Origin of the sequence: Delftia sp. HK171 (genome assembly GCF_001886655.1) — a bacterium.
In the GTDB taxonomy this organism is placed as follows: Bacteria; Pseudomonadota; Gammaproteobacteria; order Burkholderiales; family Burkholderiaceae_C; genus Comamonas; species Comamonas acidovorans.
Map to the genome: position 1 here is coordinate 3,314,555 of NZ_CP018101.1, position 14,423 is coordinate 3,328,977.

The following is a 14,423-nucleotide window of genomic DNA, read 5'->3' on the forward strand; positions in this document are numbered from 1 at the left end:
AAATTCATGCCTCGGAATGGTACTGCGTCACTTTTTCGACTTCGTTCTTGGAGCCGAGGATGACGCTCACACGTTCGTGCAACTGCGTGGGCTGGATGTCGAGGATGCGCTGCTTGCCGTTGGTGGCGGCGCCGCCGGCCTGCTCTATGAGCCAGGACATGGGGTTGGCTTCGTACATCAGGCGCAGCTTGCCGGGCTTGTTGGGCTCGCGGCGGTCCCAGGGGTACATGAAGATGCCGCCGCGGGTCATGATGCGGTGCACGTCGGCCACCATGGAGGCGATCCAGCGCATGTTGAAGTCCTTGCCGCGCGGGCCTTCCACGCCGGCCAGGCATTCGTCCACGTAGCGCTTGACGGGGGTGTCCCAGTGGCGCATGTTGGACATGTTGATGGCGAATTCCTTGGTGTCTTCGGGGATGCGGATGTTTTCCTGCACCAGCACGAAGGAGCCTTGCTCGCGGTCCAGCGTGAACATGGACACGCCGTCGCCCACGGTCAGCACCAGGGTGGTCTGCGGGCCGTAGATGCAGTAGCCGGCGGCGACCTGCTGGGTGCCGGGCTGCATGAAGTCCTGCTCGGTCACGCCGGGGTGGCCTTCGGGCTTCTTGAGCACGCTGAAGATGGTGCCGATGGAGACGTTGACGTCGATGTTGGACGAGCCGTCCAGCGGGTCGAACATCAGCAGGTATTCGCCGTGCGGGTAGCGGTTGGGCACCAGGTAGATGCCTTCCATTTCCTCGGAGGCCATGGCTGCCAGGTGGCCGCCCCATTCGTTGGCCTCGATCAGCACCTCGTTGGCGATGATGTCCAGCTTCTTCTGGACTTCGCCCTGCACGTTCTCACTGCCGGCCGTGCCCAGCACGTCGCCGATGGCGCCCTTGTTGACGGATTGGCTGATGCGCTTGCAGGCGCGGGCCACGACTTCCAGCAGCAGGCGCAGCTGGCCGGGGATGAGGCCGTCCACGCGTTGCTGCTCGACCAGGTAGCGGGTCAGGCTGACGTTTTTCTTCATGGGTTCAACTCCTAAAAATCCGGGAGGCGCGGCCTGGGCCGCGCCTTGGGTCAATCCGCGAGGGCGCGGGTGACGACTTCACGCACGTCGTTGCTCAGTTCAGCGCGGGCCGCCACGCGGGCGACGGCCTCGCGTGCGGCCGTGCGGTAGGGCTCGGCCAGCTTGCTCCAGCGGTCCAGGGCGCGCGCCAGGCGGGCGGCGACCTGGGGGTTGATGGCGTCCAGCTCGATGACGCGCTCGCTCCAGAACACATAGCCCGCCGCGTCGGCGCGGTGGAAGGCGCCGGGGTTGGCGCTGCAGTAGCTGAAGATCAGGCTGCGCGCGCGGTTGGGGTTCTTGATCTGGAAGTCGGGGTGCTTCATCAGCTGCTTGACGGCCGGCAGCACGTTGCCGCCACGGTCGCAGGCGCCGCCCTGCAGCGCGAACCACTTGTCCAGGACCAGCGCATCGTGCTGGAACAGCTTGTGAAAGCGCGCCAGGGCCTGGGCGGCCAGCGGATGGCCGCTTTGCACCAGTGCCGTCAGGGCGCTCATGCGGTCGGTCATGTTGCCTGCGTCCTTGAAGCGCTGCAGCGCCTTGCCGGGCCAGACGCTGTCGCCCGAGGCGCGTGCGGCCAGGCACAGCATGGACAGGGCCAGGCCTGCCAGCGCACGGCGGCCGGAGCTGACGGGGTCGGGGCGGTAGGCGCCGGTGTCGCTGTGCTCTTGCCAGGCCTGCTGCCAGTCGGCCTGCAGCTCGGTCGCCAGTTGCTGGCGCATGGCTTCACGCACGGCGTGCACGCGCTGCGGATCGACCACGGCCAGTTGCTCGGCGATGTAGCTTTCGCCGGGCAGGGCCAGCATCAGCTCCTTGAAGGCCGCATCCAGCTGGGGATGGCGCAGCACGCCGCGCATGGCCTCGATGAAGGAGGCCGGCAGCAGGGCGGCCGTGATCTGGCCGCTGGCATCTGCCGTGATGGAGGTGTCGCCAATGGCCTGCAGCGCGATGCGCAGGCCCAGGCGCTGGCCGGCTTCCCAGCGGTTGAAGGCGTCGCTGTCATGGGCCAGCAGGGTCAGCAAGGCGGCATCGCTGTCGCTGTGCTGCAGCACCACGGGGGCGCTGAAGCCGCGCAGCAGCGAGGGCACGGGCTCCTGGTCCACGTCGGTGAAGACGAAGCTGTGGCTTGGCTCGGACAGCACGAGCAGGCGGCTGTCGCCCGCTGCCGCCTGGTCCTCGCCCTGCAGGCGCAGGGTCAGCGCGCGGCCGTCCTGGCCCAGCAGGCCCATCTGCACGGGGATGACGAAGGGCAGCTTCTCTGCCTGGCCCGGCGTGGGCGCGCAGCTTTGGCTCAGGGTCAGCGTGTAGGTGCGTGCGGCGGCGTCGTAGCTGCCATCGGCGTGCAGCTGGGGCGTGCCGGCCTGGCTGTACCAGCGCTTGAACTGGTCCAGGCGCTGGGCCAGCTCGCTGCCGGGGTTGGCGTCGGCCATGGCCTGGGCGAAATCGTCGCAGGTGACGGCGTGGCCGTCATGGCGCTCGAAGTACAGCTTCATGCCCTTGGCAAAGCCTTCGCGGCCCACCAGGTTGTGTTGCATGCGCACGACCTCGGCACCCTTTTCGTAGATGGTGACGGTGTAGAAGTTGTTGATCTCGATGTAGCTGTCGGGCCGCACCGGGTGGGCCATGGGGCCCGCATCTTCGGGGAACTGGGCGGTGCGCAGCACGCGCACGTCCTCGATGCGCTTGACGGCGCGCGCCGAGGGGCTGCCCGCCATGTCCATGCTGAATTCCTGGTCGCGGAAGACGGTCAGGCCTTCCTTGAGCGACAGCTGGAACCAGTCGCGGCAGGTGACGCGGTTGCCGGTCCAGTTGTGGAAGTACTCGTGGCCGACGACGGACTCGATGTTGGCGTAGTCGATGTCGGTGGCCGTGGACTGGCTGGCCAGGACGTACTTGGTATTGAAGACGTTCAGGCCCTTGTTCTCCATGGCGCCCATGTTGAAGTCGCTGGTGGCGACGATCATGAAGCGGTCCAGGTCCAGGGACAGGTCGAAGCGGGCCTCGTCCCAGGCCACGCTGGCCATGAGGGAGTTCATGGCGTGCTCGGTCTTCTCCAGATCGCCCGGGCGCACGAAGACCTGCAGCAGGTGGTCGCGGCCTGCGCGGCTCTTGATCTTTTGCTCGCGCGCAACCAGATTGCCGGCCACGAGGGCGAACAGGTAGCTGGGCTTTCTGTGCGGATCGGCCCACTTGGCGAAGTGGCGGCCGTCTTCCAGCGCGCCTTGCTCGACCAGGTTGCCGTTGGACAGCAGCACCGGGTACGCGGTCTTGTCGGCGCGCAGCGTCACGGTGTACATGGCCATCACATCGGGACGGTCCAGGAAATAGGTGATGCGGCGGAAACCCTCGGCCTCGCACTGGGTGAAGAACGTGCCCTGGCTCACATACAGGCCCATGAGCTTGGTGTTCTTGGCGGGCGCGCAGGTGGTGAAGATTTCCAGATCGACGGGGTCGCCGCCCTCGGGCAGGTTCTCCAGCACGAGCTGGTCGCCGTCCATCTTGAACGAGGTGCCGCCGCCGTTGACCAGCACGCGCGCAAGGTTCAGTTCATCGCCGTCCAGGCGCAGCGGCTGCGCCGGCACCTCGGTGTTGCGGCGCACGCGCATCTTGTTGAGCACGCGGGTCTTGGCCGGATCGAGATCGAAGGTCAGGTCCACGGTGTCGATCCACCAGGCAGGAGCCTGGTAGTCGGCGCGGTGGATGGCGGTGGCAGGGGCCTGCCCGTCACGCAGTTGCAGCATACAGATTCCTTCCTATGCCAATATCAGGGGACAGAGTCCAAGCCCCTGTGCGGCCGGTGCCGCCCAGGGGCTTGAAATCAGAGGCCTTGCTTGAGCGAGGCTTCGATGAAAGCGTCGAGGTCGCCGTCCAGCACCTTCTGGGTGGCCGAGATTTCGACGTTGGTGCGCAAATCCTTGATGCGGCTGTTGTCCAGCACGTACGAGCGGATCTGGTGGCCCCAGCCCACATCGGTCTTGGTGTCCTCCAGCTTTTGCTGCTCCACCATGCGCTTTTGCATCTCGTGCTCGTAGAGCTTGGAGCGCAGGCGCTGCCATGCCACGTCGCGGTTGCTGTGCTGGCTGCGGCCGTCCTGGCATTGCACGACGATGCCGGTGGGCATGTGCGTCAGGCGCACGGCCGAGTCGGTCTTGTTGATGTGTTGGCCACCCGCGCCCGATGCGCGGTAGGTGTCGGTGCGCACGTCCGAGGGGTTGATCTCGATCTGGATCGAGTCGTCGATCTCGGGATAGACGAACAGCGAGGCAAAGCTGGTGTGGCGGCCGCCCGAGCTGTCGAACGGCGACTTGCGCACCAGGCGGTGCACGCCGGTTTCGGTGCGCAGCAGGCCGTAGGCGTACTCGCCTTCGATGTGGATGGTCGCGCTCTTGATGCCGGCGATGTCGCCCGGCGTCTCTTCCTCGACCGTGGCCTTGAAGCCCTTGCGCTCGGCGTACTTCAGGTACTGGCGCAGCAGCATGCCGGCCCAATCGCAGGCTTCGGTGCCGCCGGCGCCGGCCTGGATGTCCACGAAGCAGTTCAGCGGATCGGCTTCCTTGCCGAACATGCGGCGGAACTCCAGCTCCTCGATCAGCGGCTGCAGCTTGGCGGTCTCGCCCTCGATGGTGAGCAGGCCGGTCTCATCGCCTTCTTCCTTGCTCATCTCGAACAGCTCGGCGTTGTCGGCCAGCTCGGTGGTCAGCTTTTGCAGCGTCAGCACGACGCCGTCGAGCAGCTTCTTTTCCTTGCCCAGCTCCTGGGCCTTCTTGGGGTCGTTCCAGACGCTGGGATCTTCCAGCGAGGCATTTACCGTGCGCAGTCGTTCGTACTTTGCATCGTAGTCAAAGATACCTCCGGAGATCTGCCGCACGCTGCGACAGATCTTCGAGGGTGTTGCCGATGAGGTTGATGCGTTCTGCTTCCATGATGTGTTCCGTTCTTCTGATGAATGTGTTCTTGGCCGAATCGCCGATTTTCTCATGCTGGGGCATCGTGCCGGGGCAAGCGCCCGCCGCGCGGGTCTGGAGGCGCGCTGCCGTGTGACGATGGCTTTCAAAACAAGGGCTTGCAGCGGCCGATCATGGCAGATTTGAAGGGCTTGGCCATGGCAATGCGCAGGTTGCAGCGTGGGCCCTGGCGTGATCTGGCTGCAGACCTCCCGGAAAAAAGGCCCGGCCAGCAGGAGCTGGTCGGGCCTTGGCAGGCATGTCCGCCCCCGGCGGGGCGGGCGAAAACCTGGTTCAGAAGGTTTCCCAATCGTCGTCGGAAGCCGTGCTGGCCGCCTTGGCCTTGGCTTTGGCCGATGCCGTCACGGCGGGCCGGGCCGGCTGTGCTGGCTGGGCCGGGCGCGCGGCGCCAGCCGGAGCAGGGGTTGCACCGGTTGCAGAAGGCAGGGCGGCCGAAGCACGTGCGGGCACCGCGCGTTTGGGAGCGGAAGGCGCCAGATGCGGGCGGGGCGCCGCCGGCGCGTGGCGGGGCGCTGCCACGGCGGCGGCGGGGTTGACGCCACGGCTGTTGCCCAGCATGCCGGTGGACGGCGAGAGCTTGAACACGCTGACCACCTCGGCCAGCGCCTTGGCCTGGGCCTGAAGGGCGCCGGTGGCCGCCGCCGATTCCTCCACCAGTGCGGCGTTCTGCTGGGTCATCTGGTCCATCTGCGTGACGGCCTGGTTGACCTGCTCGATACCGGCCGTCTGCTCATGGCTGGCGGCCGAGATCTCGCCCATGATGTCGGTCACGCGGCGCACGCTGGCCACGATCTCCTCCATGGTCTTGCCGGCCGAGTCGACCTGGGCGCTGCCTTCCTCGACCTTGCCCACCGAGTCGTCGATGAGCTGCTTGATCTCCTTGGCGGCGGCGGCCGAGCGCTGGGCCAGGGTGCGCACTTCCGAGGCGACGACGGCAAAGCCGCGGCCCTGGTCACCGGCGCGGGCCGCTTCCACGGCGGCATTCAGCGCCAGGATATTGGTCTGGAACGCGATGGAGTCGATGACGCCGATGATGTCCACGATCTTGCGCGAGGCATCGTTGATGGCGGACATGGTCTGCACCACCTGGGCCACGGCCGAGCCGCCGCGCACGGCGACCTGGGAGGCGGCCGCAGCCAGCTGGTTGGCCTGCTGGGCGTTGGCGCCGTTTTGCTTGACGGTGGAGGTCAGCTCCTCCATGGAAGCGGCGGTCTGCTCCAGCGAGCTGGCCTGTTCCTCGGTGCGGGCCGACAGGTCCTGGTTGCCCGAGGCGATCTGGCCGCTGGCCGTGGCGATGGAGTCCGTGCCCTGGCGCACCTGGCCGACGATGCGCTGAAGGCTTTCGTTCATGTGCTGCAGGGCCTGCAGCAGCTGGCCGGTCTCGTCCTTGCCATGCACCTCGATGCGGCTGCCCAGGTCGCCGGCGGCCACGGCCTGTGCCAGGCTCACGGCCTGCTGCAGGGGGCGTGCCACGCTGCGGGCGATCAGCAGCGCCATGCCCAGGCCGAAGAGGACGGCCCCCGCCAGCAGGGCGATCACCCACCAGCGCGCGGCGGTGAAGATGTCGTCGCCTGCCTGGTTGGCATCCTCGATGCCCTGGGCGTTGATCTTGAGCAGTTCGTCCAGCTTGGTGTTGATGGCACGGCTGGTCTTGACCGAATCGCCGCGCAGCACCTCGGACGCCTCGTCGGTGCGCAGGGCGTGGGACAGGTCCACGATCTTTGCCGTGTGCTGCGCGTACTGGCCCAGGTCGTCCTTGATGCCGGCCATCAGCTCGCGCTCACGCGCGGTGTTGGCATAGCGCTCGAAGGCCTGCTGGTTCTTGAGCAGCTCGGACCACAGCGCCGGCATGCTCTTGTCGTAGATGGCCATTTCATCCATCGAGGTGGCCAGCACATGCTGCATGGTCTGCGAGCGGTAGCGCTGCAGCTGGTAGCGCATCTCCATGATCACGCGCTCGGCGGGCATCCAGTGGTGCGCCAGGTCGGTGGCCGTGCGGTTGACACGGTCCAGCTGGACCACGGAGAACAGGCCCAGGCCGGCGGTCAGCAGCAGCAGGGCGATGAAAGAGGCCAGCAGCTTGTGGGCCAGCTTCAGATTGCGGAAAAACATCATGGTGGGGAGTGCCGTACGGCGAGAAGCGAAAGCGGGTGAGCGGCGGTGGCTGCGAATCGAGGGGATGCGGTGGCGATCGGTGGCGATCAGCGGGACCGACACTCGGCCCCGCCATGCCGCAGTTATCGGTCACTTGCCGGCGAGGCTTAGGGAAAAATAGGTCCAGTCCGAATATTTATTGCGGATTGTTACTTTTTCCGGCCAAGGTCTCCGCGCGCATGGCCTGGTCCGTTCACATACCCGCTCACATGCCCGTTCACACGTTCGCTCACACGTTCGCTCACACGTCCGTCGCCACGCCGGCTTGCAGGCTCGATGCCTGCAGCCACCGCTCCAGATCCGCTGCCGGCAGCGGGCGCGAGAACAGATAGCCCTGCGCGACCGGATAGCCCTGTTCGCGCAGGATGGTGTTCTGCGCAGCCGTCTCCACTCCCTCGGCCACCACGGTCAGGTGCAGGCTGCGGCCTATGCCCAGGATGGCGTTGCTCAGGGCCTGGGCGGCTTCGTCGTTTTCCAGGTCGGCCACGAAGCTGCGGTCCAGCTTGAGCTCGCTGACGGGCAGGCGCCGCAGGTAGCTGAGGCTGGAGTAGCCCGTGCCGAAGTCGTCCATGGACAGGCGCACGCCCTGGGAATGCACGGCCTGCAGCGTGCGCATGGTGCCCGGGTTGGTGTCCAGCAGCAGGCTTTCGGTGATCTCCAGCGTGAGGTCCTGCGGCTTGAGCGCGTTGTGCTCCAGCGTGTCGGCAATCATGCGCGGCAGGTCCAGGTTGTGAAAGCTCGTGGGCGAGAGGTTGACCGACATGGCCGGCACGTCAATGCCCCGGCTGCGCCACTCGCCCAGCTGGCGGCAGGCCTCGCGCAGTGCCCAGGTGCCCAGCTCGCCGATCAGGCCGCATTCCTCGGCCAGCGGAATGAAGCGTGCGGGCGAGATCTCGCCGAATTCCGCATGGCTCCAGCGCGCCAGGGCCTCCACGCCGTAGAGGCGCCCGTCCTTCAGGTCGAGCTGGGGCTGGTAGTGCAGTCGCAGGCCGCCGCTGCGCAGTGCGTCGCGCAGCGCCGTCTCCAGCACCAGCCGCTCCTGCGCCAGGCGGTTCATCTCGGGGCTGAAGAAGCTGTAGAGCCCGCGCCCGCCCGATTTGGCCTGGTACATGGCCATGTCGGCGCGGTGCAGCAGCGTCTCCATGTCGCGCCCGTCGGCAGGAAACACGGCAATGCCGCAACTGGCCGTGCTGGCCAGGGACACGTCGTCGATCATGCAGGGCTCGCCAAGTGCCGACTGCAGCCGCTCTATCACCTCGGCTGCCTGCGCACCGCCGCAGTGTGGCAGCACGATGACGAATTCATCGCCCGACAGGCGCCCGGCAATGTCGCCCGTGCGCAGCTCCGCCTGGATGCGCTGGGCCACGCTGCACAGCAGCCGGTCGCCGGCCGGGTGGCCCAGCGAGTCGTTGACCTGCTTGAAGCGGTCCAGGTCGATGAAGACCACGGCCAGCTCGTGGCCCTCGTGCGAAGCCACGGACAGCGCCTGCTCGGCCTGGGCCAGCAGCAGGCTGCGGTTGGGCAGGGTGGTCAGCCCGTCGTAGAAGGCCAACTGCCGGATGCGGCGGCGTGCCTGCTCGCGCTCCAGCGCCAGCGCGCACAGGTCGGTGCAGGCCTCCACCAGCCGCTGGTGGAAGGGATCGGGGCCGGGCCGGTCGAAATGGCGGTAGTAGAAGGCAAAGGTGCCGGCCACGCCGCCCTGCAGCCCGCAGATGGGCGTGGACCAGCAGGCCGTATACCCCAGCGGCAGGATGAGGTGCTTGAAGTCGGCCCACAACGGATCGGTGGCGATGTCGCCCACCAGCACGGGCCGGTTGTGGAAGGCCGCCGCCCCGCAGGAGCCGACATTGGGGCCGATGGGCACGCCGTCCAGCGCCGCCGAATAGGAGGGCGGCAGGCTGGGCGCGGCCAGCGGATGCAGGCGGTTCTGGTCATCGACTTCCAGCACCGAGACCGCGATATCGGGCGCGATGCGCTCGACCTCGCGGCACACCAGGTCCAGCACCTCGGTCAGCGGCTGGTCGCGGGCCATGGCCTCCAGGGCGCGCCGCTGCAGCACCTCGTGCATCTTGGCCTCGGTGATGTCGGTGATCACGGTCACCGTGGTGTGGAGGCGGCCGTCGGGGCCCATGACGGGATTGGCCTGGGCGCTGACCCAATACCGCTCGCCGTCCTTGCCGACGAGGATCTCCTCGCGGTACACCGGCTTGCCTGCGTCCAGTTCGGCGCGGTAGGCGGCCGTGAATTCGGGCGAGGCATGGGGCACCAGCAGGGCGATGGGCGCACGGCCCACGACCTCTTCGCTGCTCCAGCCGAACATGCGGGTGAAGCCTGCGTTGACATAGGAGATGGTCCAGTTGCCGTCGGCGATCACCACGGCCGCGTCGGTGGCATCGGCCACCAGGGACAGGCGCCGCAAATGCTCCTGCCGTCTGCGGTCGGCCTGCACCCGGGCCGTGATGTCGGTGGCAATGCACAGCACATGGCTGAGCGCGCCCTGGGTATCCAGCACGGGGGCATAGGTGGCCTCCAGCCAGCAGGTGCTGCCGTCGCGGCGCCGGTGTTCGCCCACGCGCGAAATCGTCTCGCCCGCGCCCCAGCGCTGGCGCCACCGGCCGTAGGCGTCGGGATCGGCATGTGCCTGGGTGCACAGGTCACTGTGCAGCAGGCCCTCGGCGCCCGAGGTGGGGTAGCCAAGAATGGCTTCGTAATTGGCGTTGGCGCGCATCAGCCGGCCTTCGGGCGTGAACTCCGCCAGCGCCATGGCCTTGTCCAGCGTGCTCCACAGCGCCTGCTGCCCTGCCGTGCCTGCTACCCGCGTTTCGAACATGGTTCGCTCTCCTGATGGATGCTGAGCTGATGATTGATTGTTTCCAAATGATACCGATCCGGCGCAGCAGCTGGATGTCAGCCACACCTGATCGCACTTGCTCCCACTGTTCGCCCTTGGATGGTCCGCCTGATGGCACTCTTAGGCAAGTGATTCCGCTGGTTACAATGATTTGAGAATGATTCTTGTTTGATGGTGCATCCCACCTTCAAACCATCGGGTCCTACCATGCCATCCGCCCCAGTCTCCAGCGCCACCTCCAACGCGGTCTCCAGCCCCTTGCACCGCGAAATCTCCGCCCTCTATGCCGGCCACCATGGCTGGCTGCAGGGCTGGCTGCGCCGCCGCCTTGGCAATGCCTGCGACGCGGCCGACCTGGCGCAGGACACCTTCATCCGCCTGCTCACCGCGCCTGCGGGCGACTTGCCCGCCCTGCGCGAGCCACGCGCCTACCTGGCCACGGTGGCGCGGCGCCTGCTGATCAACCACCTGCGCCGCCAGTCGCTGGAGCAGGCCTGGCTGCAGGCCCTGGCCGCGCTGCCAGCGCCGCAGGCGCCGTCGCCCGAGCAGCAATTGCTCATCCTGCAGGCACTGCAGGAGGTCGATGCCATGCTCGACGGCCTGCCGCCCAAGGTGCGCGCGGTCTTCATCCTGTCCCAGGTCGAGGGGCTGACCTATGCAGCCATTGCCGAGCAACTGGGCATGGGCCTGCGCTCGGTCAAGCGCTACATGGCCCAGGCCATGGCCGAGTGCATTCTGCTGTCGCCATGAACGCGGTGGACTCTCAGGCCGCAGCGCCGCTGTCGCGCGAAATCGCCTTGCAGGCCGCCGAATGGTTTGTGCTGCTGCACTCGGGCGAGGCCAGCGAGGCCGACCACCGCGCCTTCGAGGCCTGGCGCACCCGTGCCGATGTTCATGAGCAGGCCTGGCTGCGCGCCCTGGCCGTGAGCCAGCGCGCGGGCAGCCTGCCGCCTGCACTGGGGGCACCGGCCCTGGGCCGCAAGCAGCGCCGTCTGGGCGCCATGGGCCGCCGCGATACCGTGCGCGCGCTGGCCCTGCTGATCACGGCGGCCCCCGTGGGCTGGCTGGCCTGGCGCGCCACGCCCTGGATGCAGTGGACCTCCACCCATGCCACGGCCACGGGCGAGCGCCGCGAATGGACGCTGGACGATGGCAGCCGCATCGTGCTCGATACGGGCAGTGCCGTCGATGTGTTGTTTGACGAGGCGCTGCGCCGTGTCCACCTGAGTGAGGGCGCCGTCTTCATAGAGACCGCGCCCGACCCGCAGTCCCGGCATCGGCCCTTCGTGGTCACCACACGGCAGGGCAGGGTGCGCGCCCTGGGCACGCGCTTTGTCGTGCGCAGTGTCCGGGAGCGCAGCGAGGTGGCCGTGCTGCAGGGCGCCGTGCAGATCACCACCCGTGGCGGCGCCGCGCAGCAGCTGCAGGCAGGCCAGCAACTGTGGTTTGACGCCATGGGCATAGGCCGTGCCGAGCCTGCGGACGCCAGCGCCGCCCAATGGGCGCGCGGCCTGCTGGCTGCAGACAACATGCGGTTGGCCGACTTTGTGGCCGAGCTGTCGCGCTACCGCTCCGGCTGGCTGCACTGCGATCCGTCTGTGGCGGATTTGCGCGTCACCGGCGCCTTTCAGCTGGGCGATGCCGATACCGGCACGGACGCCGTGCTCGCCAACCTCGTGCACCTGCTGCCCGTGCAGGTCCACTACCGCACGCGCTACTGGGTGACGGTGGCGGCGCGCGGTGCACCACCGGCTTGAAATTTCTTTCGGAATCTGGCCCCTTTCTGCGGCAGGCCGTGTCCTGTTCGATGGCAACCGATTTCATCGAACGACTTCCGAAGGAAAAACAGACCATGGCTCTCCGGCCCGGCATGCGCAGCGTGGCGCGCACTCCCTCCCCCTTGCTCTTTCCGCTGTCCCGGACAGGCCTCGCCGTGCTCATGGCAGCGGGCCTGACGGCAGGCGCCGCCTTGCCGCGCGCCGCGCTGGCCCAGGCCGGTGCGGCGGCCACCAGCGCGGTGCAGCGTCCGTTCCAGGTGCCGGCAGGCCCGCTGGCCGCCGCGCTCACGGCGTTTGCCGCCGACGCAGGCGTGAGCATCAGTGCGCCGCCCGCCCTGGTGCAGGGCCGGCGCACCCAGGGCGTGCAGGGCCGCCTCACGGTGCGCGAGGCGCTGGACCGGCTGCTGGCCGGCACCGACCTGCAGGCGCAGGCGGCGGGGGAGGGTGGTTTTGTGCTGCGTGCGGTGCCCGAGGCTACCCAGGCATCGACCGTGCTGGGCGAGGTCAGGGTGACCGCCGCTGCCCAGGCAGAAAGCCCCTGGGGCAGCACCAGCGGGTATGTGGCGCGCCGTGCCAGCACGGCCACCAAGACCGATGCGTCGATTCTGGAGGTGGCGCAATCGGTGTCCGTCATCACGCGCGACCGCATGGACGACCAGGGCGTGCGCACGCTCAACGACGCCGTGCAGTACACGGCCGGCGTGCGCACCAACACGGGCGGGGCAAATCCTGCGGACGACAGTCTGTCGGTGCGCGGCTTCAGCCAGTTCTCGGGCAATTTCTACCTGGACGGGCTGCGCCTCATGCCGCTGGGCACGCTGGGCTTTTTCGGCATGGAGCCTTACGGGGCCGAGCGCATGGAGGTCCTCAAGGGGCCGGCCTCGGTGCTGTATGGCCAGAACTCGCCGGGCGGCATCGTGAACTTCGTGTCCAAGCGGCCTTCGGCCGATGCGGTGCGCGGCATGGAGTTGTCCGTGGGCAGCCATGCTCGCCGGCAGGCGGCCTTCGACCTCGGAGGCCCGTTGGGTGACGATGGCACGGTGAGCTACCGCCTGGTGGGGCTGGCCAGGGCGGCCGACCAGCAGATCGACTTCATGCGTGATGACCGCGTCTACCTGGCGCCCAGCCTGACCTGGGCGCCGGACGCGCGCACCAGCGTCACGCTGCGCGGCTTCTACCAGAAGAACCACGCCATGATGTCCACCAACGTGCAGTGGGATGCGCTCAACGGGCGCAACCCCAATGGCCGGCTGCCCCTGAACCGCTTCCTGGGGGAGCCGGGCTTCGACCGCGAAGAGACCGAGGTCGCATCGCTGGGCTACGACGCACGCCATCAATTCGACAGCGGCTGGACGCTGCGGCAGAACTTCCGTTACCTGCACGCGCGCAACCACGAGCAGTACATGTTCCGCTACGGGCCGCTGATCGACGGCTCCATCACCAACCGGGAGATCGATTCGCGCGATGGCAAGGGCGGCGTCTACACCGTGGACACCAGCCTGTCGGGCCAATTCGCGGCGGCTGGCCTGCAGCATGAACTCATCGTGGGGCTGGACTACAACCGCAGCCGCTCCAGTTTCGACTCCTATATCGCCGACGGTCCGCAGCTGGACATCTACCGGCCCGTCTATGGCAGCTTCATCGACACCTCGCTGCTGCAGCCCGATGCGCTGCGCGATGAGCGCGCCCAGCAGGTGGGCCTCTACGTGCAGGACCGCATCCGCAAGGACCGCTGGGTGCTGGCCCTGGGCGGACGCCACGACTGGAGCCGCCTGGAGCAGACCAGCCGCCTGGCCGACCCCGTGTCCACCAGCGTGCGCAAGCCAAAATCCTTCACGGGCCGTGTCGGCCTGACCTATCTTGCAGACAACGGCGTGGCGCCCTATGTCAGCTACAGCGAGTCGTTTGTCCCTTTGATGGGCGCTGACCGCAACGACCGGCCCTTTGATCCGGAAACCGGCAAACAGGTCGAGGTCGGCGTCAAGTACTCGCCCGACGAGCGCAGCAGCTTCACGCTGGCCGCCTTCGAGCTGCGCCGGCAGAACGTGCTCACCACCGACCCCGAGAACGTCCGCTATTCCATACAGCAGGGCGAAGTGCGTTCTCGCGGCATCGAGTTCGAGGCGGCAGTCCAGCCCACGCGCGGGCTCAAGCTCCTGGCCGCGCTGACCTACAACCCCGTCAAGGTGACCCGGGCCCAGCCAGACCAGTGGGGCGGCAACGTGCAGGGCAAGTCGCCTTACGAAGTGCCCCGCAAGATGGCGTCGGCCTGGGTGGACTATGCCTTTGGGGGCGACCTGCTGGGGCTGGGGGCGGGCGTGGGGGCACGCTACATCGGCTGGAGCTGGGGCGATGCGGACAACAGCTTCCGCGTACCGTCGTTCACCCTGGTGGATGCCTCGCTGCGCTATGACCTGGGAAAGATGCGCAGTGACTGGCGCGGGGCCAGCGTGAGCCTGACGGTGAAGAACCTGTTCGACAAGTACCACACGGCGTCGTGCTTTTCCGCCAATGCCTGCAACTACGGCGAAGCGCGCAACATGGTGGTTCGGTTCGGGTACATCTGGTAGGCCTTGCGGCATCAGGCCGGTTGAAAGCGCGGTTGCACGCTCCCTGGCATGGATACA

The 14,423-nt window shown here is 67.6% G+C and carries 8 protein-coding genes; 3 read left to right on the plus strand and 5 right to left on the minus strand.

Annotated features, from left to right (window positions below; genetic code table 11):
- Positions 1–4: 4 nt before the first annotated feature.
- The 5 genes from BO996_RS15090 to BO996_RS15110 all read right to left on the minus strand — a co-directional run bounded on the left by BO996_RS15090 (position 5) and on the right by BO996_RS15110 (position 9,997).
- Positions 5–1,012: a class 1 fructose-bisphosphatase gene (locus tag BO996_RS15090; protein ID WP_013802818.1), complete on the minus strand. Its 1,008-nt coding sequence runs from the start codon at positions 1,010–1,012 to the stop codon at positions 5–7.
- 50 nt (positions 1,013–1,062) lie between these two features.
- A complete protein-coding gene (pepN, locus tag BO996_RS15095; RefSeq protein ID WP_071955372.1) occupies positions 1,063–3,789 on the minus strand; it encodes an aminopeptidase N in 2,727 nt (908 codons plus the stop codon).
- 77 nt (positions 3,790–3,866) lie between these two features.
- Positions 3,867–4,971, minus strand: a protein-coding gene (gene prfB / locus BO996_RS15100) for a peptide chain release factor 2 (RefSeq protein ID WP_013802816.1) whose coding sequence is annotated in 2 segments (ribosomal slippage) — positions 3,867–4,889 and positions 4,891–4,971 — 1,104 coding nt in all. Because the reading frame shifts where the segments join, the coding sequence is not laid out codon by codon here.
- 315 nt (positions 4,972–5,286) lie between these two features.
- Positions 5,287–7,128 (minus strand): methyl-accepting chemotaxis protein, encoded by a 1,842-nt coding sequence (locus BO996_RS15105; RefSeq protein ID WP_071955374.1) that lies wholly within the window; start codon positions 7,126–7,128, stop codon positions 5,287–5,289.
- 280 nt (positions 7,129–7,408) lie between these two features.
- Positions 7,409–9,997: a sensor domain-containing protein gene (locus BO996_RS15110; RefSeq protein WP_071955376.1), complete on the minus strand. Its 2,589-nt coding sequence runs from the start codon at positions 9,995–9,997 to the stop codon at positions 7,409–7,411.
- A 228-nt stretch (positions 9,998–10,225) separates the two neighbouring features.
- Here BO996_RS15110 and BO996_RS15115 point away from each other — a divergent pair, with 228 nt between their 5' ends.
- The 3 genes from BO996_RS15115 to BO996_RS15125 all read left to right on the plus strand — a co-directional run bounded on the left by BO996_RS15115 (position 10,226) and on the right by BO996_RS15125 (position 14,366).
- The gene (locus BO996_RS15115; RefSeq protein ID WP_071957118.1) at positions 10,226–10,768 is read left to right on the plus strand and encodes a sigma-70 family RNA polymerase sigma factor; all 543 of its coding nucleotides are present in this window, start codon (positions 10,226–10,228) and stop codon (positions 10,766–10,768) included.
- On the plus strand, positions 10,765–11,775 hold the full coding sequence (locus tag BO996_RS15120) for a FecR domain-containing protein (RefSeq protein ID WP_071955378.1): 1,011 nt from the start codon (positions 10,765–10,767) through the stop codon (positions 11,773–11,775). The genes BO996_RS15115 and BO996_RS15120 overlap by 4 nt, the downstream gene beginning before the upstream one ends.
- A 95-nt stretch (positions 11,776–11,870) precedes the next feature.
- On the plus strand, positions 11,871–14,366 hold the full coding sequence (locus BO996_RS15125) for a TonB-dependent siderophore receptor (RefSeq protein WP_071955380.1): 2,496 nt from the start codon (positions 11,871–11,873) through the stop codon (positions 14,364–14,366).
- Positions 14,367–14,423 lie beyond the last annotated feature (57 nt).